This window comes from Marisediminicola senii (genome assembly GCF_011057645.1).
Classification (GTDB): domain Bacteria; phylum Actinomycetota; class Actinomycetes; order Actinomycetales; family Microbacteriaceae; genus Marisediminicola; species Marisediminicola senii.
In genome coordinates this window covers 1-20,292 of sequence record NZ_JAALGE010000005.1, presented here as the reverse complement: position 1 = coordinate 20,292, position 20,292 = coordinate 1, and the positions used below count along the sequence as shown (strand labels likewise).

At 69.2% G+C, this 20,292-nt stretch carries 18 protein-coding genes; 1 reads left to right on the top strand and 17 read right to left on the bottom strand.

The genetic code is table 11. From position 1 onward, the window contains the following. Positions 1–73: 73 nt before the first annotated feature. Positions 74–790 carry a DedA family protein gene (locus G5S38_RS03910; protein ID WP_165064582.1) on the top strand — a complete coding sequence of 239 codons (717 nt, stop codon included), beginning with the start codon at positions 74–76 and terminating at the stop codon, positions 788–790. A gap of 117 nt (positions 791–907) precedes the next feature. Here G5S38_RS03910 and pyk read toward each other — a convergent pair whose 3' ends face one another. The 17 genes from pyk to G5S38_RS03825 form a co-directional block, all read right to left on the bottom strand. After that, entirely contained in the window at positions 908–2,362 is a 1,455-nt protein-coding gene (gene pyk, locus G5S38_RS03905) for a pyruvate kinase (protein WP_165064579.1), read from the bottom strand. Positions 2,363–2,408: 46 nt separating this feature from the next. After that, the gene (locus G5S38_RS03900) at positions 2,409–3,863 is read right to left on the bottom strand and encodes a glutamate synthase subunit beta (RefSeq protein ID WP_165064576.1); all 1,455 of its coding nucleotides are present in this window, start codon (positions 3,861–3,863) and stop codon (positions 2,409–2,411) included. Further along, the gene (gene gltB, locus G5S38_RS03895; protein WP_165064574.1) at positions 3,856–8,433 is read right to left on the bottom strand and encodes a glutamate synthase large subunit; all 4,578 of its coding nucleotides are present in this window, start codon (positions 8,431–8,433) and stop codon (positions 3,856–3,858) included. The genes G5S38_RS03900 and gltB overlap by 8 nt, the downstream gene beginning before the upstream one ends. A 123-nt stretch (positions 8,434–8,556) precedes the next feature. Beyond that, positions 8,557–9,573 carry a prolipoprotein diacylglyceryl transferase gene (gene lgt / locus G5S38_RS03890; RefSeq protein WP_165064571.1) on the bottom strand — a complete coding sequence of 339 codons (1,017 nt, stop codon included), beginning with the start codon at positions 9,571–9,573 and terminating at the stop codon, positions 8,557–8,559. Positions 9,574–9,683: 110 nt separating this feature from the next. After that, the gene (gene trpA, locus G5S38_RS03885; protein WP_165064568.1) at positions 9,684–10,481 is read right to left on the bottom strand and encodes a tryptophan synthase subunit alpha; all 798 of its coding nucleotides are present in this window, start codon (positions 10,479–10,481) and stop codon (positions 9,684–9,686) included. Continuing rightward, positions 10,478–11,743 (bottom strand): tryptophan synthase subunit beta, encoded by a 1,266-nt coding sequence (gene trpB / locus G5S38_RS03880; protein WP_165064565.1) that lies wholly within the window; start codon positions 11,741–11,743, stop codon positions 10,478–10,480. Before trpB ends, trpA begins: the two co-directional genes overlap by 4 nt. Continuing rightward, positions 11,740–12,513 carry an indole-3-glycerol phosphate synthase TrpC gene (gene trpC / locus G5S38_RS03875; protein ID WP_165064562.1) on the bottom strand — a complete coding sequence of 258 codons (774 nt, stop codon included), beginning with the start codon at positions 12,511–12,513 and terminating at the stop codon, positions 11,740–11,742. Before trpC ends, trpB begins: the two co-directional genes overlap by 4 nt. A 3-nt stretch (positions 12,514–12,516) precedes the next feature. Then, entirely contained in the window at positions 12,517–12,747 is a 231-nt protein-coding gene (locus G5S38_RS03870; RefSeq protein ID WP_165064559.1) for a DUF6704 family protein, read from the bottom strand. 37 nt (positions 12,748–12,784) lie between these two features. Beyond that, positions 12,785–13,474, bottom strand: a complete 690-nt coding sequence (locus G5S38_RS03865) for a Trp biosynthesis-associated membrane protein (protein ID WP_165064556.1) — start codon at positions 13,472–13,474, stop codon at positions 12,785–12,787. Continuing rightward, positions 13,475–15,001, bottom strand: coding sequence for an anthranilate synthase component I (locus G5S38_RS03860; RefSeq protein WP_165064553.1), 1,527 nt, complete (start codon positions 14,999–15,001; stop codon positions 13,475–13,477). Next, positions 14,998–15,396: a phosphoribosyl-AMP cyclohydrolase gene (gene hisI, locus G5S38_RS03855; protein ID WP_165064550.1), complete on the bottom strand. Its 399-nt coding sequence runs from the start codon at positions 15,394–15,396 to the stop codon at positions 14,998–15,000. The genes G5S38_RS03860 and hisI overlap by 4 nt, the downstream gene beginning before the upstream one ends. Before the next feature lie 27 nt (positions 15,397–15,423). Next, positions 15,424–16,185, bottom strand: coding sequence for an imidazole glycerol phosphate synthase subunit HisF (hisF, locus tag G5S38_RS03850; RefSeq protein WP_165064547.1), 762 nt, complete (start codon positions 16,183–16,185; stop codon positions 15,424–15,426). 2 nt (positions 16,186–16,187) lie between these two features. Then, positions 16,188–17,027, bottom strand: a complete 840-nt coding sequence (hisG, locus tag G5S38_RS03845) for an ATP phosphoribosyltransferase (protein ID WP_165064544.1) — start codon at positions 17,025–17,027, stop codon at positions 16,188–16,190. A 93-nt stretch (positions 17,028–17,120) separates the two neighbouring features. Further along, positions 17,121–17,384 carry a phosphoribosyl-ATP diphosphatase gene (locus G5S38_RS03840; RefSeq protein WP_165064541.1) on the bottom strand — a complete coding sequence of 88 codons (264 nt, stop codon included), beginning with the start codon at positions 17,382–17,384 and terminating at the stop codon, positions 17,121–17,123. Between the two features lie 129 nt (positions 17,385–17,513). Next, positions 17,514–17,882 (bottom strand): FKBP-type peptidyl-prolyl cis-trans isomerase, encoded by a 369-nt coding sequence (locus G5S38_RS03835; RefSeq protein WP_165064537.1) that lies wholly within the window; start codon positions 17,880–17,882, stop codon positions 17,514–17,516. A gap of 177 nt (positions 17,883–18,059) precedes the next feature. Further along, on the bottom strand, positions 18,060–18,722 hold the full coding sequence (rpe, locus tag G5S38_RS03830) for a ribulose-phosphate 3-epimerase (RefSeq protein ID WP_165064534.1): 663 nt from the start codon (positions 18,720–18,722) through the stop codon (positions 18,060–18,062). A gap of 9 nt (positions 18,723–18,731) precedes the next feature. Then, positions 18,732–20,099: an RsmB/NOP family class I SAM-dependent RNA methyltransferase gene (locus G5S38_RS03825; protein ID WP_235928888.1), complete on the bottom strand. Its 1,368-nt coding sequence runs from the start codon at positions 20,097–20,099 to the stop codon at positions 18,732–18,734. Positions 20,100–20,292: the final 193 nt, after the last annotated feature.

The window sequence follows — 20,292 nt, the reverse complement described above, 5'->3', positions numbered from 1 at the left end:
GGCATCCACTCCAGACCCGGAATCCCGCCGAGCGCCACCGCTTATACGGCGACGATCAATCGGAGGATTTCGCATGACCCCACACCTGTTCGGTTTGGACTTCCTGGACGCGGAGTGGCTCATCACCTGGTTCGGTCCGTTCGTACTCCTCGGCGTCGCCGCCATCGTGTTCGTCGAGACCGCGCTCATCGTGCTCAGCTTCCTGCCCGGCGATTCGCTGCTGTTCACCGTGGGCCTCCTCACGGCCACCGGGTTCATCCCCTACCCGATCCTGGTGACCTGCATCATCATCTTCATCGCCGCGTTCGCCGGCGACCAGGTGGCCTACTTCATCGGTCGCAAGGCCGGACCGGCGGTGTTCGCCAAGGAGAAGAGCCGCCTGTTCAACCCGAGCAATGTCGATCGCACCAACGAGTTCTTCGTGAAGTACGGCGGCAAGGCCGTGATCATCGCGCGCTTCCTCCCCGTGTTCCGTGCCTTCGTGCCCGTCGCCGCGGGCATCGGCAAGATGAAGTACCGCACCTTCATCACGTTCAACGCCATCGGCGCGTTCGCCTGGGGCGTCGGCCTCACGCTCATCGGGTACTTCCTCGGGCAGATCCAGTTCGTTCAGGACTACGCGGAGTACATCATCATCGGCATCGTGCTGCTGTCGGGCGTGCCCATCCTCCTCGAGCTGAGCAAGGCCGCCCGGTCGAACTTCGGCGCGAAGGGCAAGGCGGCACGCCTCGCCGCCGCCGCGCAGGTGGAGAACAGCATCCCCGAGGAGCTCAAGGACCAGCGCCCGTAACGGCGACGCTTCCCGCGAGCTCCAGAACGACCGAAGAGGGCCACACCGCGATCGCGGTGTGGCCCTCTTTCCGTGCCGTGGGCTGTGGGCCCTCGGCTGCCCTGCTCCCCGTTCGCGCTACTCGCCCGTGGGGTCGGCGTAGGCGGGCGCGACGGCGTTGCGGGCGTCGCCGACCTTGTGCACGCGCAGGTCGTTCGTGGAGCCCGCGATTCCAGGAGGGGACCCGGAGATGACGACGACCTTGTCCCCGACCTCGGCCAGGCCGTTGTCGAGGAGTACGTCGTCGACCTGGATGTACATCGCGTCGGTGTGCGTGACCCGCTCGCCGAGGAACGCCTCGATGCCCCAGGTCAGGGCCATGCGGCGGCGGATGGCGGCGTCTGGCGTGAACGCCTTCATCGGGATGCGGAAGCGCAGCCGCGACATACGGCGCGCCGAGTCACCGGACTCGGTGAAGACGCACACGTAGCGGGCTTCGACGAAGTCGGCGACCTCGGCCGCGGCAAGGGTGATCGCCCCGCCCTGGGTGCGCGGCTTGGTGCCGAGCTCGGGGATGCGCTCCAGGCCGTGCTCCTCGGTGGAGGTGACGATGCGGGCCATGGTCTGCACCGTGATCACCGGGTAGTCGCCGACGCTGGTCTCGCCGCTCAGCATGACCGCGTCTGCGCCGTCGAGCACCGCGTTGGCGACGTCGGAGGTCTCCGCGCGGGTCGGGATCGGGCTCGAGATCATCGATTCGAGCATCTGCGTCGCGACGATGACGGGCTTCGCCATGCGACGGGACAGCTCGATGGCGCGCTTCTGCACGATCGGCACCGCCTCGAGCGGCAGCTCGACCCCGAGGTCGCCGCGGGCGACCATGATGCCGTCGAACGCGTCGATGATGGCCTCGAGGTTGTCGACCGCCTGCGGCTTCTCGATCTTGGCGATGACGGGGACCTTGCGGCCCTCTTCCTCCATGATCTCGTGCACGCGCACGATGTCGTCGGCGCTGCGGACGAACGACAGGGCGATGTAGTCGGCGCCGAGCTTGAGGCCCCAGCGCAGGTCGTCTTCGTCTTTCTCCGACAGTGCGGGAACGTTGACGGCGACACCGGGCAGGTTGATGCCCTTGTTGTTCGATACATTGCCGGCGACGACGACCTCGGTGGTGACCGACACGGCGTCACTCGAGAGAACGCGGAGCTTGACCTTGCCATCGTCGATGAGCAGCGGGTCGCCCGGCTGGACGTCGGCGGGAAGGCCCTTGAACGTGGTGCCGCAGATCTCCTTGCTGCCGAGGATCTCGTCGGTGGTGATGGTGAAGATGTCGCCCACCGAGAGGTGGTGCGGTCCGTCGGCGAACTTGCCGAGTCGGATCTTCGGTCCCTGCAGGTCGACCAGCACGGCGACCGCGCGGCCGGAATCCTCTGCTGCCTTGCGCACGTTGGTGTAGACCGCTTCGTGCACGCTGTAGTCGCCGTGGCTGAGGTTCATCCTCGCGACATCCACCCCCGCGTCGATGATCGCGCGGAGGTTCTCATAGCTGGATGTTGCCGGCCCGAGGGTTGCGACTATTTTTGCGCGTCTCATGGCGCTCCTTGTCCTGGTGTGATGATCGGGAGTTGGTGGGCACGGATCAGAACGCGATGGCGTGATCCGTTGGTCTGATGGGTGCTGGCAGTTCGGTGTCACCCTCGAGATAACGATCGACGGCGGCGGCCGCGGCGCGACCTTCTGCAATTGCCCAGACTATGAGGGATTGGCCACGGCCCGCGTCACCGGCGACGAACACGCCGGCCTCGCTGGTCTGGTAGTCGTCGGCCCGCTCGACGGTTCCGCGTTCGACAGGCAGCGCGAGCTGGTCGCGCAGGGTGTCGCCCTCGGTGCCCGTGAAGCCCAGCGCCAGCAGTACGAGGTCGGCCGGGATCTCGCGCTCGGTTCCCGCCTTGGGTACCCGTCGCCCGTCGATGTATTCCGTCTCGGCCACGCGGATGGCGCGCACCTCTCCGACGTCGTTGCCGAGGAACTCGACCGTCGACGCGAGGTACATGCGCTCCCCGCCTTCCTCGTGGGCGCTGGAGACCTCGAACAGGTTCGGCGACATCGGCCACGGCTGCGCGTCGGTGCGTTCGCTCGGCGGCTGCTTGCCGATCGCGAGGTTGGTGACCGACAGCGCCTTCTGGCGGTGCGCGGTGCCGATGCAGTCGGCACCGGTGTCACCACCTCCGAGCACGACGACGTGCTTGCCGTCGGCGGTGAGCTGGTCGACGATCGAGTCGCCCGCGCCGACCCGGTTCTGCTGTACAAGGTATTCCATGGCGTAGTGGACCCCGGAGAGGTCACGGCCGGGGATCGGCAGGTCGCGGGGCTCGAGGGCCCCGGTCGCGACGATGACCGCGTCGTAGCGCGACCGCAGGTCGGGCCAGGAGATGTCGACGCCGATGTTGACGCCGGCACGGAAGCGGGTGCCCTCTGCCTGCATCTGGCGCAGCCGCGACTCGAGGTGCTTCTTCTCCATCTTGAAGTCGGGGATGCCGTAGCGCAGCAGTCCACCGATCCGGTCGTCACGTTCGAACACGGCGACGGTGTGGCCGGCGCGCGTGAGCTGCTGGGCGGCGGCGAGGCCGGCCGGTCCGGATCCGACGACCGCGACGGTCTTGCCGGTCAGGCGCTCCGGGGGGTGCGGGTCGACCCAGTCGTTGGCCCAGGCCTGGTCGATGATCGAGAGCTCGACCTGCTTGATCGTCACGGCGGGCTGGTTGATGGCCAGCACGCAGGAGCTCTCGCACGGTGCAGGGCACAGTCGGCCGGTGAACTCCGGGAAGTTGTTGGTGGCGTGCAGGCGCTCGATGGCCTGGCGTCCCTCCCCGCGCCAGGTGAGGTCGTTCCACTCCGGGATCAGGTTGCCGAGCGGGCAGCCCTGGTGGCAGAACGGGATGCCGCAGTCCATGCAGCGCCCGGCCTGCGCGCGGACGGTTGCGGTGTCGCCCTGCTCGTAGACCTCTTTCCAGTCCATCAGGCGGAGGGGAACCGGTCGCCGCGGCGGCAGTTCCCTCTCGCGCGTCTTCAAGAATCCTCGGGGATCAGCCACCGGTTACCTCCATGATGCGTCCCCAGACGACGTCGCCGTCGGGGTCGAGACCCTCCTGGACGGCGGTCGCCCTGGTCTCGAGTACTGCCGCGTAGTCGCGCGGCAGTACCTTGACGAACTCGGTCAACGCCTGCTCGAAGTCGTCGAGCATGCGCGCGGCCAAGGCGGAGTCCGTCTCCGTGCGGTGCTTCTCGAGCACGTCGCGCAGGATCTCGGCGTCGGCGCTTCCCAGCGGGTGCAGTTCGAGCTCGCCGCTGGCCAGCGCCTGGGCGTTGACCCGCTCGGTGCGCAGCTTGTGCACGTAGGCGGTGCCGCCGGACATGCCGGCTCCGAGGTTGCGCCCGGTGGCCCCGAGGATGACCGCCAGGCCACCCGTCATGTATTCCAGTGCATGGTCGCCCACGCCCTCGACGACGGCGGTCGCCCCGGAGTTGCGCACCAGGAACCTCTCGCCGACGATGCCGCGGATGAACATGCTGCCCTGCGTCGCCCCGTAGCCGATGACGTTGCCCGCGATGACGTTGCGTTCGGCCGGGAACACGCTGCGGCGGTCGGGGCGCACGACGATCTGGCCGCCGGAGAGCCCCTTGCCCACGTAGTCGTTGCTGTCGCCCTCGAGGCGCAGGGTGATGCCCGCGGGCAGGAACGCACCGAGTGACTGCCCGGCCGACCCGGAGAGGGTGATCGTGATGGTGCCGGTCGGCAAGCCGTTGGCGCCGTGCCGCATGGTGACCTCGTGGCCGAGCATGGTGCCGACGGCCCGTTCGGTGTTGCGGATGGGCAGCGAGATGGAGACGGGCGTGCCGTGCTCGAGCGCTTCGGCGCTGCGCTTGATCAGCTCGACGTCGAAGTGCGACTCGAGCTCGTGGTCCTGAGACACCAGGTTGAGGCGCGGTTCGTCGTCGGCGAACTCCGGTCCGATGAGGATCGGCGACAGGTCGAGCCCGTCGGCCTTCCAGTGCTCGATGGCACGGTCGACCTGCAGGATCTCCTTGTGGCCGATCGCCTCGTCGAGGGAACGGAATCCGAGCTTGGCGAGGTACTCGCGCACCTCCTGCGCCAGGAACTCGAAGAAGTTGACCACGAACTCCGGCTTACCGGTGAAGCGGGCACGCAGTTCGGGGTTCTGGGTCGCAACGCCGACCGGGCAGGTGTCGAGGTGGCAGACCCGCATCATGATGCAGCCGGAGACGACGAGCGGCGCGGTCGCAAAACCGAATTCCTCCGCCCCGAGGAGCGCCGCGACGATGACGTCGCGCCCCGTCTTCATCTGGCCGTCGACCTGCACGACCACGCGGTCGCGCATGCCGTTGAGCATCAGGGTCTGCTGCGTCTCTGCGAGGCCGAGTTCCCACGGCGTGCCGGCGTGCTTCAGCGAGTTGAGTGGGCTGGCTCCGGTTCCGCCGTCATGGCCGGATACCAGCACCACGTCGGCGAGGGCCTTGGTGACGCCGGCGGCCACGGCCCCGATGCCCTTCTGGCTGACGAGCTTGACGTGGATGCGGGCGCTGGGGTTGGCGCGCTTGAGGTCGAAGATGAGCTGCTTGAGGTCTTCGATCGAGTAGATGTCGTGGTGCGGCGGCGGGCTGATCAGCCCGACACCAGCGGTCGCATGCCGGGTACGTGCGATCCACGGATACACCTTGTTCGGGGGCAGCTGGCCGCCCTCGCCGGGCTTCGCGCCCTGCGCCATCTTGATCTGGATGTCCTCGGCGTGCGTCAGGTACATGCTGGTGACGCCGAACCGGCCGGATGCGACCTGCTTGATCGCGCTGCGCCTGGCGGGGTCGAGGAGGCGATCCTCGTCTTCCCCACCCTCGCCGGTGTTGCTGCGGCCGCCGATGCTGTTCATCGCGATCGCAAGCGTCTCGTGGGCCTCCGCACTGATCGACCCGTAGCTCATGGCACCGGTCGAGAACCTCTTGACGATGTCGGAGACGGGCTCCACCTCGTCGAGGGGAACCGGGCGCCTGAGGCCCTCCTGGAGGGTCAACAGGCCCCTCAGGGTCATGAGGTGCTCGGACTGCTCGTCGACGAGCCGCGTGTAGTCGCGGAAGATGTCGTAGCGGCGCGCGCGGGTGGAGTGCTGCAGGCGGAACACCGTGTCGGGGTTGAACAGGTGGGGCGGCCCGTCGCGCCTCCACTGGTACTCGCCTCCGACGGCGAGGCGTTCGTGGGCGTTGGTCGGTCCGACCTCCGGGTACGCGGCGCGGTGTCGTGCTGCGCTCTCCGCGGCGATGACGTCGATACCGACCCCACCGAGCAGGCTCGAGGTGCCGGTGAAGTACTGGTCGACGAATTCCTGGCTGAGGCCGACGGCCTCGAACGCCTGGGCGCCTCCGTAGGAGCCGACGACCGAGATGCCCATCTTGGACATGATCTTGAGCACGCCCTTGCCGAGCGCCTTGATCAGGTTCTTGACGGCCGCCTCGGGGGTGATCCCGGTGAGCATGCCACTGCGCACGAGCTGCTCGGCGCTCTCCATGGCGAGGTAAGGGTTGACTGCCGATGCTCCGTAGCCGATGAGCAGGGCGACGTGGTGCACCTCGCGCACGTCTCCGGCCTCGACGATGATGCCCACCTTCATGCGGTTCTCTTCGCGGATGAGGTGGTGGTGCACGGCGGCGATCATCAGCAGCGACGGTACGGGGGCGAGGTCCTTGGTGGAGTCGCGGTCGGAGAGCACGATGAAGCTCGCGCCGTTCGCGATGGCCGCGTCGACCTCGTCGCACATCGAGGCGATGCGCTTCTGCAGCGCCTGCGGACCGTCGTCGACCCGGTACAGGCCGCGCACCGTGGTGGTGGTGTGGCTGCCGGGGTGCGGGTCGATGTGCTGGATCTTGGCGAGCTCGTCGTTGTCGATCACGGGGAAGTCGAGGATGACCTGCCTGGCGTGCTCTGGTGTCGCGTCGAGCAGGTTGCGCTCGGGGCCGAGGCCGACCGCGAGCGAGGTCACGACCTCCTCGCGGATGGAGTCGAGCGGCGGGTTCGTGACCTGCGCGAACGCCTGGGAGAAGTAGTCGAACAGCAGCCGCGGCCGCGTCGAGAGCACCGCGATGGGGGTGTCGGAGCCCATCGCACCGAGCGGCTCCGCACCCGCGTTGGCCATCGGCAGCAGGAGGATCCGCACCTCTTCTTCGGTGTACCCGAAGGTGCGCTGGCGGCGCACGACCGACGCCGGCGTGTGCACGATGTGCTCGCGCTCCGGCAGGTCCTTCAGGTTGATCCGGCCGGCGTCGAGCCACTCGCCCCACGGTTCGGCAGCGGCGAGCTGACCCTTGATCTCGTCGTCCTCGATGAGGCGACCCTCCGCCGTGTCGACGAGGAACATCTTGCCCGGGCGCAGGCGACCCTTGCGCACCACGCGGCTGGGGTCGATGTCGAGCACGCCGATCTCGCTGGCGAGGATGACGAGGCCGTCGTCGGTCACGAGGTAGCGGCCGGGGCGCAGCCCGTTGCGGTCGAGGGTCGCGCCGACGAGCGTGCCGTCGGTGAAGACGAGGGCGGCCGGGCCGTCCCACGGCTCCATGAGCATGGAGTGGTACTCGTAGAAGTCGCGGCGGGCCGGGTCGATGTCGACCTGGTTCTCGTAGGCCTCAGGCACCATCATCATCATCGCGTGCGGCAGCGAGCGGCCCGCGAGGTCGAGGAGCTCGACCACCTCGTCGAAGGAGGCGGAGTCACTCGCTCCCGCCGTGTTGATGGGGAGGATCGGGCCCATGTCGCCGAGGAGCTCGGATTCGAGCTGTGACTGGCGGGCACGCATCCAGTTTCGGTTGCCCTGCACCGTGTTGATCTCGCCGTTGTGCGCGACCATGCGGAACGGCTGGGCGAGCGGCCACGACGGGAACGTGTTGGTCGAGTAACGCGAGTGCACCAGCGCGAGGCGGCTGGCGAAGCGCTCATCGGACAGGTCGGGGTAGAACGGCTCGAGCTGCAGCGTGGTGACCATGCCCTTGTAGACGATGGTGCGGCTGGAGAGCGAGGGGAAGTAGGCCTCCTGGGTGCGCTCGGCGCGCTTGCGGAGGCGGTACGCCTGCCGGTCGAGGGCGATGCCCTCGAGGGGACGGCCGGAGTCGCCGGTTCTGGTGCTGGAGACGAACAGCTGCTCGAACGCGGGCATGGCGCCGCGGGCGAGCTTGCCGACCTCGGCGGGGCGCACGGGAACCTCGCGCCACCCGAGAATGGTCAGGCTCTCCTCGGCGGCGATGGCCTCGATGGCGGTCTTCGTGGCGGCGCGTTCCTCGTCGTCGGTGGGCAGGAACGCGGTACCGACGGCGTAGCGTCCTGCCGCGGGCAGCTCGAACGGTACGACGGCGCGGAAGAACGCGTCGGGGACCTGCGTGATGATGCCCGCGCCGTCTCCGGTGCCGGCGTCGGAGCCGATGGCACCGCGGTGCTCGAGGTTGCGGAGGGCGCCGAGAGCGGCATCGATGATGTCGTGCCCCGCGGTGCCGCGGAGCGTGGCGACCATGGCGAGGCCACAGGCGTCGCGCTCGTTGCGGGGGTCATAGAGGCCAGCGGCCGGTGGGGTGGTGCCGAAGCGGGAAAAGGGTGGCTTAAGAGCCATCGAGAACCGTCCTCACGAAGGTGTGGGATGTGGGACGTCACTGGCCCTGGGACTGCGCCCTCCCGGGAGTGACGCACTGGGTGGGTGGGAATCGATCAGGCGTGTAGCGCCATTCCCACCCTATTATTTCGCTCCCGCCCCGCTTGTGGCGGAAACCTGTTGCGGCGCCGATCCGGTGTCCTCTGCGGCGTCGCTGCCGTCATCATCGGTGTCCGAATAAGTGCCTTCGGAGTCTACCCCAGTGGACTGTGCCCACTCCTTACCCGGCAGGTAGACACTCGGCTCGAGCCCAGGGTGGCGGCGGTGCTGGAGATAGATGATCGCGAGGCCGACGAGCACCGCGACGATGGAGGCCCAGACGTTGACGCGGAGGCCGAGGATGATCTCGCTCGGGTCGATGCGGATGGACTCGAACACCGAGCGGCCGACGCCGTACCAGACGAGGTAGAGGCCGAGCGCCCTGCCCCACTGCAGCCGGAAGTGGCGGTCGGCGGCGAGGATGACGATGACCCCGGCGACGTTCCAGACGATCTCGTAGAGGAAGGTGGGGTGGAACAGCGTGCCCTCTGGCAGCCCGATCGGCAGTGCGGGGTTGGGAGAGTCGATCTCGAGCCCCCACGGCAGGTCGGTGGGGAGCCCGTAGAGCTCCTGGTTGAACCAGTTGCCGAGACGGCCGAATGCCTGCGCGAGCAGGAGCCCGGGCGCGAGGGCGTCGGCGAAGCTCCAGAATCGCAGGCCAACGAGGCGGCAACCGATCCAGGTGCCGATCGCGCCGCCGATGAGCGCACCGAAGATCGCGATTCCGCCATCCCAGATGCGGATGACGGCCCAGGGGTCGGCCCCCTCGAAGAAGTAGTCGTCCGGATGGGTGAGCACGTGGTAGATCCGCGCCCCGACGATACCGAGCAGCACAGACCAGAGGGCGACGTCGAGCACGATGCCGGGCTCCGCGCCGCGCGCGGTGAGGCGGTGGTGGGTGAGCAGCGCTGCGGCGAGGATGCCGATCATGATGCAGATGGCGTAGGCGTGGACGCTCAGCACGATGTCGGGGAACCACGTGAGTCCCAGGTTCTGCACGGCCTGGCCGAGGTCGAACGAGAACAACACCCGCCAGTCGGCACTCGGGCTGGGAATACTCATGGGAGCGAACACGTGACTGGTCGCCTTTCTGCTGGGGTTGCTGCGAACTGCTGCGGGGTACGACGCGGGCGGGGCACGCCTGTGGCGCGCCCGGGGCGCCGACGGCTAGGTCAGAGCCTAGTGCCGGCGGCGAGGCTGGCCGCGGTCGACGCGACGCCGCGCACTCCCCCGTCGCGCAGGGCCGAAACCAGTGCCGAGCCGACGATGGCGCCGTCGGCGTAGCCGAGCACTTCGCGTACCTGGTCGGCGGAGGAGATGCCGAGCCCGACGCAGGCGCTCGTGCTGCCCACGGCGCGCAGCCGGGCGACCAGCGCCTTGGCGGCGATGTCGACGTCCTGCCGTGCCCCGGTGATGCCCATGGTGGAGACCGCGTAGACGAACCCGCGGCTGTGCTCGACGGCGGAGCGCAGGCGATCCTCGGTCGACGACGGCGCCGAGAGGAAGATGCGGTCGAGGCCGGTGCGCTCGGATGCGGCGAGCCACGCGGCTGCCTCATCGACGATCAGGTCCGGCGTGATCATGCCGGCACCGCCCGCGGTGACCATGTCGTCGGCGAACCGCTCCGTGCCGTATTGCACGACCGGGTTCCAGTAGCTCATGAAGACGACGGGGACCTCGACGCGCGAGGTGATCGCGGCCATCACCTCGAAGCCGTGGCGCAGCTTGAAGCCGCCGGCGAGGGACTGCTGGGTGGCGTGCTGGATGATCGGGCCGTCCATGACGGGGTCGGAGTACGGCAAGCCGAGCTCGATGACGTCGACGCCGTTCTCCGCGAGGGCGACGGCCGCCTCGATGCTCGTGTCGATATCGGGGAAGCCGGCGGGCAGGTAGCCGATGAGGGCGCCGCTGCCGGCGGCGGTGCGGGCGGCGATGGCGCGCTCGACCGAGCTCCCGGTGACGGTGCTCACGCGAGGTCTCCGCTGGCGCCGGATTCGTCCGGCACGTCGCCGACGGCTTCGGCGGCTAGCTGCTCGGTGTCGAGGATGTCGAAGTACTTGCCCGCGGTCTCCATGTCCTTGTCACCGCGGCCGCTGAGGTTCACGAGGATGACGGCATCCGGCCCCAGGGTCTTTCCGAGCTCCAGCGTTCCGGCGAGGGCGTGGGCGGATTCGATGGCGGGGATGATGCCCTCGGTGCGGGCGAGCAGGCGCAGTGCGCTCATCGCCTCGTCGTCGGTCACGGGCAGGTAGGTAGCGCGCCCGATGTCGGACAACCAGGCGTGCTCGGGTCCGACGCCCGGGTAGTCGAGTCCCGCGGAGATGGAGTGCGAGTCGACGGTCTGGCCATCGTCGTCCTGCAGCATGTAGGTGCGTGCGCCGTGCAGCACGCCGGGGCGCCCCTTGGTAATGGTGGCGGCGTGCTTGAGGGTGTTTGCACCCTCGCCCGCTGCCTCGTAGCCGATGAGGGCGACGCCGGGGTCGTCGAGGAACGCGTGGAAGATTCCCATGGCGTTGGATCCGCCACCGACGCAGGCGGTGACGGCGTCGGGCAGGCTTCCGGTGAGGGCGAGCACCTGTTCGCGGGCCTCTTCGCCGATGACCTTGTGGAAGTCGCGCACCATCGCGGGGAACGGGTGCGGGCCGGCGACGGTGCCGAGCAGGTAGTGCGTCGAGTCGACGTTGGCGACCCAGTCGCGGTAGGCCTCGTTGATGGCGTCCTTGAGGGTGCGGGAGCCGGCGGTGACGGGAACCACGGTCGCGCCGAGCAGGCGCATCCTGGCGACGTTGAGGGCCTGGCGCTCGGTGTCGACCTCGCCCATATAGACCAGGCACTCCATGCCGAAGAGCGCGGCCGCGGTTGCGGTGGCCACGCCGTGCTGGCCGGCGCCGGTCTCGGCGATGAGGCGGGTCTTGCCGAGCCCCCGGGCGAGCAGCGCCTGGCCGAGCACGTTGTTGATCTTGTGCGAACCGGTGTGGTTGAGGTCTTCACGCTTGAGCAGGATACGGGCGCCGCCGGCATGTTCGGCGAAGCGGGTGACCTCGGTGATGATCGACGGCCGGCCGGTGTAGGTCTTGTGCAGCTCGGCGAGCTCCCGCTGGAACTCCGGGTCGGCTTTCGCAGTTTGGTAGGCCGCGTCGAGCTCGTCGAGCGCCTGGATGATGGATTCCGGAACGAACCGGCCTCCGTACTCACCGAAATAGGGACCGACTTCGTTGCGCAACAGGGTCATGAGATGTCCAGGAATCTTTCTAGGGTGTCGATGGGGTCACCGGTGACGAGGGCCTCGCCGACGAGCACGATGTCGGCTCCGGCGTGACGATAGTGTGCAACATCCTCTGCTGTGAGAACGGCGGATTCCGCCACCCGGATGACGCCGGAGGGGATCTGGTCGGCGAGGGTGCCGAACAGGTCGCGGTCGAGTTCGAACGTCGAGAGGTCGCGCGCGTTGACGCCGATGAGGCCGGCGCCGAGGTCGACCGCCCTGGCCACCTCATCGGCGTTGTGGGTCTCGACGAGGGCAGCCATGCCGAGGTCGAGCGCGAGGGCATAGAGCTCCGCGATGGTGGGCTGGTCGAGTGCAGCCACGATGAGCAGCACGAAGTCGGCACCCGCGGCGCGGGCTTCGAACACCTGGTAGGGATCGGAGATGAAGTCCTTGCGCAGCACCGGCAGGGAGACCACGTCGCGCACGGCTTCGAGGTCGGCGAGCGAGCCACCGAACCGGCGCTGCTCGGTCAGCACACTGATGGCGCTGGCGCCGCCGGTCTCGTACGCCGCCGCGAGCACGGCGGGATCGGGGATCTCGGCGAGGGTACCGCGCGATGGGCTCGCGCGCTTGATCTCGGCGATGATCTTGACGCGCTCGGCCGGGGCGAGAAGGTCGAGCACATCGAGGGCGGGAGGCGCGGCCAGCGCGGCCGCCTCGACGTCGGCGAGCGGTAGGAGCTCACGACGCGCGTGGGCGTCGGCGAGGGAGCCGGCGGTCAGATCGGCGAGCACGGACTAGTGGGACTTGCCGAAGGACTTGTCGCCGGTGACGCCGTAGCCCATGCGGGCGAGGACGTTGCCGACGAGGAGTCCGATCAGCACGAACCCCGCGGAGGCCCAGACGAGCCACGCGATGGAGAAGAAGAAGGCGATCGTGCCGACGGAGAACGCCACCAGCATGATTACGATTGCGGTCCATGCGGCGGGCGAATTGCCGTGGCCTGGCTCTGAGTTGTCGGCGCTCATGACGCTCCTGTAAGTCGGGACGGGCAGGCTTTTCAGTCTAGCGGGCGGTTGGGTCGGAGCCGTCGCTCAACGCGTCCCAGTCGGCGACGGCGTCGGGCGGGGAGTCGCTCGCGCGGGCGCCGGTGCGGGGTTCGACGGCCGCTTGCCCCGCCGCGCCTCGTGCGGACCGAGACGGGTCGACGGTGTCGGACCCGGTGTCGCCGTCGGCGTGGTCGAAGCGCACGGCCTGGTACTTGCGGGCCGAGTCCGGCCAGCGGGGGGAGGTCACGACGATGAGGATGCCGAGAATCACGGCACCGACGCCGAGCGCGATGGCGATGAATGGCCACGGGGTGGCGGTTGTGCTGTCGACGAGGGCGGCAACGGATTCCGCTCCGGAGATACCGGTGGCCTCGGAGACGGCCCCGGCAGAGGCCGAGACGGGGTTCGTGGTGGCGAGCACCGCGGTCAGCGTGACGGTCGCTCCGAGTAGCACTTGGAGTATGCCGAGAATGATGCGGAAGAGGCGGCCGGCGATCGACAGCGCGCCCACCAGGGCCAGCGACGACAGTCCGAGGGCGGCGAGGCTACCCGCGGCGATGTCTCCCCCGACGGCGAAGCTGCCGCCGCCGAGCTCGTCGGCGACGAGGGTCACGGTGAACCATTGCTGCGTCCACGAGATGAGGGTGAGGCCCCCGAGAGCGATACCCGCGATCAGGGCGATGGACTTGAGGCGTGCGCCGCTCACTCAGGTCACCCGCCGCATGGCGTTGGCGACCGCGATCGCGCGGAGCGGTGCAGCCGCCTTGTCGTGGGTCTCCCGGCCCTCGGCGACGGGGTCGGAGTCGGCGACGAGCCCGGCGCCGGCCTGCACGCGCGCGACGCCGCGGGAGATCGTGGTGGTGCGGATGGCGATCGCCAGGTCGAGGTCGCCGGCGAAGCCGAAGTACCCGACCACGCCGCCGTACACACCCCGCTGCGCGACCTCGAGCTCGTCGATGATCTGGAGGGCACGGGGTTTCGGGGCACCAGACAGGGTGCCGGCCGGGAAGGTCGCGGTGAAGACATCCATCGACGACGCCTCCGGCCGCAGGTCGCCCTCGACCGAGGAGACCAGGTGCATGATGTGGCTGAATCGCTCGACCTGCATGAATTCGGTCACCTCGACCGAGCCAGGCGCGCACACCTTGAGCAGGTCGTTGCGGGCGAGGTCGACGAGCATGAGGTGCTCGGCGCGTTCCTTGGGGTCGTTCTCGAGCGTGTCGGCGAGGCCCTGGTCCTCTTCGGGCGTCGCGCCGCGTGGTTTGGAGCCCGCGATGGGATGCATCGACACCCGGTCGTTCTCGACCTTGACGAGCGCTTCGGGCGACGAGCCGACGATCCAGTACGGCTCTCCCCCCGGCTCGTGCAGCGACAGCAGGTACATGTACGGGCTGGGGTTGAGCGTGCGCAGCACCCGGTAGACGTCGATCGGGTGGGCGGTGATCTCGTGGTCGAACCGCTGCGAGATGACCACCTGGAACACGTCGCCGTCGATGATGTACTGCTTCGACCGTTCGACGGCGGCGTGGTATTCCTCCTGCCGGATGCGCGGGGTCGGCGACGGCATGGTGGTGAGGTCGACGTCGGCGAGCCACGCCTCGGTGGGGGCGGCGAGCTTCGCCTGCATGGCGTCGAGGCGGGCCTGCGCCTGCTCCCAGAGAAGGTCGGGGGTGGATGCCTCTGCCCCGTCGTTCAGCGTCGTGGCGATGAGCAGCACCGAACCGGTGCGGTGGTCGACGACGACCAGCTCGGAGACGAAGCTCATGGCCTGGCCGGGGATCGCGAAGTCGGCGGGCGGCACGTCGGGAAGGCGTTCGATCTGCCGGATCGCCTCCCAGCCGATGAATCCGACCAGCCCCCCGGTGAGCGGCGGGTGACCCTCGATGTGCGGGGTGCCCCAGCGCGCGTAGAGGTGGGCGATGGCCTCGAGGGGTGCGGTCGGCCACGCGTCGCCGAGCGCGCGGGCCTCGGAGAGTCCGTAGTCGAGCCAGACGGCGGCATCCACGTCCTGGGTCAATACGCCGAAGCTCGAGACGCCGATGAACGAGAAGCGCGTCCACATGCCGCCCGGCTCCGCGGACTCGAGCAGGAAGGTGCCGGGTTCGCCCGCCGCGAGCTTGCGGTAGATGCCCATCGGGGTCTCCCCGTCGGCGAATACCTCGCGGATGACGGGGACGACGCGGTGCCCGTCGAGGAGCGTGTCGAACTGCTCGCGGGTCGTGGTGTCGTTCATGCGGTCGCCACACCGTCTGGCTGCGCAGCCGGGGCCAGGCCGACCACCGGGGTGAGCGGGTCGACGTCGAAGCAGGCGTGCGCTCCGGTGTGGCAGGCGGCGCCGATCTGGTCGACGGAGACCAGCAGCGCGTCGGAGTCGCAGTCGAGCGCGGCATCCTTCACGTACTGGGCGTGGCCGGAGGTGTCACCCTTGCGCCAGAATTCCTGCCTGGATCGCGACCAGAACGTCACGCGGCCCTCGGTGAGGGTCCGGCGCATGGCCTCGGCGTTCATGTAGCCGACCATGAGCACCTCGCGGGTGTCCCACTGCTGGATTACGGCAGGGAGCAGTCCGTTGCCGTCGAAGCTCGCCCGCGCGAGCACACTGTCGATGTCGGTCTGCAGTTCTGGCATGGTGGCGTTCTCTTGTCTCGTGGTGCGTTATCTCGTGGTGAGGCCCGCCGCGGCGAGCTCCCGCTTGATGTCGCCGACGGTGAGGTCGGCGTCGTGGAAGACCGACGCCGCGAGCACGGCGTCGGCGCCGGCCTGGATGGCGGGTGCGAAGTGGCTCACGTCACCCGCCCCGCCCGAGGCGATGACGGGCACGCTGCTGACCTCGCGCATGGCGCGGATCAGTTCGAGGTCGAAGCCGTTGCGGGTGCCGTCGGCATCGATCGAGTTGACGAGCAGCTCGCCTGCGCCGCGCTCGATGGCCTCGCGCGCCCAGGCGATGGCGTCGATGTCGGTGGCGGTGCGACCGCCGTGGGTGGTGACCACCCAGCCGCTGTCCGTGCCGCCCGCGCGCTTGACGTCGAGCGACAGCACGAGTGCCTGCGACCCGAACCGGTCGGCGATCTCGCTGAGCAGTGCGGGGCGCGCGATTGCGGCGCTGTTCACGCCGACCTTGTCTGCGCCGTGCGCCTGCAGCTTCGCGACGTGCTCGACCGATCGCACGCCGCCGCCGACGGTGAGCGGGATGAACACCTGCTCAGCGGTGGCGGTCACGACGTCGTACATGGTGTCGCGCTCGTCGACGGTCGCGGTCACGTCGAGGAAGGTGATCTCGTCTGCGCCCTGCTCGTAGTAGCGGGCGGCGAGTTCGACCGGGTCGCCGGCATCACGGAGGTTGAGGAAGTTGACGCCCTTGACGACGCGCCCCGCGGCGACGTCGAGGCACGGGATGATTCGGACGGCGAGCGACACGGTCAGATCCTCGCGGCGTGGATCGAGCTGACCAGTATCGCCTTCGCGCCGAGCGCGTACAGCTGGTCCATGATCTGGTTGGTGTCGACCCGCAGCACCATCACGCGCACGGCGACCCATTCCGGGTCGCGCAGGGGCGAGACGGTCGGCGACTCGAGGCCGGGGGTGATGGTGGATGCCTCGTCGACGAGCCGCGCCGGCAGGTCGTAGTCCATGATCACGTACTGGCGTGCGACGAGCACGCCCTGGAGGCGGCGTAGCAGGGTGTCGATGCCTGGCGTACCGGTTCCGGAGCTGATGAGCACGGCCGTCGAGTCGAGGATCACCGGACCGAATATCTCGAGGCCCTGGGCGCGCAACGTCGAGCCGGTCTCGACCACGTCGGCGACGGCGTCGGCCACACCGAGCTTGACCGCCGACTCGACGGCGCCGTCGAGGCGCACGAGCTCTGCGGTGACCCCGTTGCGGGCGAGGAACCCGCCCACGAGGCCGGGGTAGCTGGTGGCGACGCGGATGCCCTCGAGGTCGGTGAGCTCGGAGAAGCGCCCGGCGGGACCGGCGAAGCGGAACGTCGAGTCGCCGAAATCGAGGCTGGTGATCTCCTGCGCGGTGGAGCCGGAGTCGATCAGCAGGTCGCGCCCGGTGATGCCGACGTCGAGCGCGCCGGATCCGACGTAGGTGGCGATGTCCCGCGGGCGGAGGTAGAAGAACTCGACGCCATTGCGCGGGTCGGCCGCGTTGAGGGCGCGCGGGTCGCGGCGCCCGGTGTAGCCGGCCTCGACGAGCATGTCGGCGGCGATCTCGGAGAGGGAGCCCTTGTTGGGCACTGCGATACGCAGCATGGTTGCTCTTTACTCTCGCGCGCCTCGGGCGGCGAGGTGGTCGGTACCCGGAACGGGTGATGGGTGGTGCCGGTACTGCGGCAGTGCTGGCTGCTAGAGGTGCCGGTAGATGTCGGCGGGCTCGAGGCCCTTCGCGATCATCATCACCTGCAGGTGGTAGATCAGCTGCGAGATCTCCTCGGCCGCCTCGTCGGTCGACTGGTATTCGGCGGCCATCCACACTTCGGCGGCCTCCTCGACGATCTTCTTGCCGATGGAATGCACCCCGGCGTCGAGCTCGCGGACGGTGCCGGATCCCTCGGGTCGGGTGTTGGCCTTGTGGGTCAGCTCCGCAAAGAGGTCGTCGAACGTTTTCACAGGCTCAAGGGTACTGTGCGGCGCCGGGGGTCTGGTGCGGGCCGGGCGCGGGTCCGGCGCGAGGCTCCCGTGGGGCGGCGGGTCCCGGGGCGGCGGCGTGCCGCGCGCCCCGGAATGACCTGCTCGTGGCTAGCTGACGCCCATCAGGTCGATCACGAAGATCAGGGTGCGCCCGCTGAGGCGGTGGCCACTTCCCGCGGGGCCGTAGGCGAGGGCCGGGGGCACGATCAGCTGGCGGCGTCCGCCGACCTTCATGCCGGGGATGCCCTCCTGCCAGCCCGCGATGAGCTGCTTCAGTGGAAAGTTCACCGACTGGCCGCGGCTCCACGAGGAGTCGAATTCCTCGCCGGACTCGAAGTCCACTCCGAGGTAGTGCACGTCGACGGTCGCGCCTGCGGTGGCGGCCTCGCCGGTTCCCTCTTCGATGTCGATGGTCACGAGCTCGGTCGGCTCGCCGCCGTCGTATGGTTCAACTTCTGGTTTCGTCTTGTCAGTCATACGACCATCCAAGCAGACCGAGGGAGGGCTCAACGCTGTGCTGACCGGGTCTTGTCAGTCATACGACCATCCAAGCAGACCGAGGGAGGGCTCAACGCTGTGCTGACCGGGTCTTGTTAGTCATACGACCATCCAAGCAGACCGAGGGAGGGCAGGCAGGCAGGGTGGATGCTGCGCTCAGTGCGAGTGCGCAGACGCCGCCGACCTCAGGATCTCGATCGCGGTGGCCGGGTTATCGGCGTGGAACACCGACGAGCCAGCCACGAACGTGTCCGCCCCGGACTCCGCCGCCGTGACGACCGTCTCTTCGGTGATGCCGCCGTCGACCTGCAGCCAGACGTCGAGCCCCGACGCCGCGATCGCGGAGCGCATGGCCCCGAGCTTGGGCATCGTCGATTCCATGAACGACTGGCCGCCGAATCCGGGCTCCACCGTCATGACGAGCACCTGGTCGAACTCGGCCAGCAGCTCGAGGTATGGCTCCACCGGGGTGTCCGGCTTGAGCGCGATGCCCGCGCGGGCTCCGATCGATCGCAGCCGACGGGCCAGCGCGACGGGGTCGGCCGCCGCCTCGGCATGGAATGTCACCGAGAACGCCCCGGCCTCGGCGTACCCGGGTGCCCACCGGTCGGGGTCGTCGATCATCAGATGGATGTCGAGCGGGCGCGGGGTCACCTGCTGCAGGCGCTCGACCATCGTGAGGCCGAACGTCAGGTTGGGTACGAAGTGGTTGTCCATGATGTCGACGTGCACGAGGTCCGCCGACGCTATGCGCTGCAGCTCGCTCTCGAAGTTCGCGAAGTCGGCGGCGAGGATGCTGGGATTGATGCGAACGACCATGGATCGAGCCTAGCCAGCCCTGCCGGCGTGGCCGGGCTGGTCGCTCTGCTGGCCGGCCTTCTGCAGCAGGCAGATGAACATGGCATCCGTGCCGTGGCGATGCGGCCACAGCTGCACGTGCCCGCTCGTGGTGCCGAGGTCGAGGGGCGCGACCGTGACCTGCTGCAGCACCGCGGCGGTGTCGAGCCGAGACACCTCGCCGTCGGAGCGCCCGATGAGCTGGTCGACGATGAGCCTGCTCTCGGCGAGGTGCGGGGAGCACGTGACGTAGGCGACGATCCCGCCGGGCTTCAGGGCGGCGACGGCGGAGGCCAGCAGGGCGGCCTGCAGCACCTGCAGCGACGCGACGTCGGACGGCTGCTTGCGCCAGCGCGCCTCCGGGCGGCGACGCAGGGCACCGAGGCCCGTGCACGGCGCGTCGACGAGGATGCGGTCGAACCGTTCGGGCATCGCTTCGCCGATCTTCGTGCCGTCGAGCACCGTGACCTCGGGGGCGTCGGGCAGTGCGGAGAGCGACGAGCGCACGAGCTCCGCCCTGGCCGGTACGACCTCGTTCGCGACCAGGGTGGCGCCGGCGATGGATGCCTCCGCCGCGAGCAGCGCGGCCTTGCCGCCGGGGCCCGCACACATGTCGAGCCACGCCTCCCCCGGCGTCGCCGGCCGTGCCCGGCTGACGGCGAGCGCGGCGAGCTGAGAGCCTTCGTCCTGCACGCGTGCCCTGCCGGTGCGGACGACGGGCCACCTGCCTGGGTCGCCTCCCTCGCTGACCACGCCGATCGGTGAGTACTCAGCGGACCGGCTGCGGGGCAGGTCGTCGGCGGTGGAGAGCCCCGGAAGGGCGACCAGGCTGACCCGCGGTGCGACGTTGTCGGCGGCGAGGAGGTCTTCGAGTTCGACCTCGCGCCCCTCGGCGGCCAGCGACCGCCGGAACGCCCGGACGATCCACACCGGATGCGAATACTCGCTCGCGAGGCGTTCGTCGTCGCTGCGCGGGGTCGACATGACACGGTCGTGCCAGTCGGCGGGGTCGGTGCGGGTGATGGTGCGCAGCACGCCGTTGACGAACCCGGTCGCGGAACGCGACCCCACCTCGCGGGCGAGGGATACCGCCTCGTCGACCGCGGCGTGCTGGGCGGTGCGCATGGAGAGCAGCTGGTGGCAGGCGATGCGCAGCACGTCGAGGATCGGCGCGTCGATCTTGCTCGTGTCGCGGCCGGCCGCGATCGCGATGACCTGGTCGTAGTAGCCCTGCATGCGCAGGGTGCCGTAGGTGAGCTCCGTGGCGAGGCCCGCGTCGGCACCGTTCAGCCCGGCTCGTTCGAGGCGCACCGGGAGCAGCAGGTTGGCGTAGGCGTCGGATTCGCGCACCGCCTCCATGACCTCCCAGGCGACGCGCCTGGGAGGTTGCACGGTGCTGCGCTCGGCGGCGCGGTCGGGCGCGGCGGGGCCGCGGCCGCCGGCTCTCGGTGGGGTGTTGCGGGTGTCGCTCATCCTGCGATTGTCCCAGCCCCGGCGGGCCTGCCCCTCCACCAGTCCGGGGCGGCCCTCGGCTTCTTGCCCGCCGGTTGCA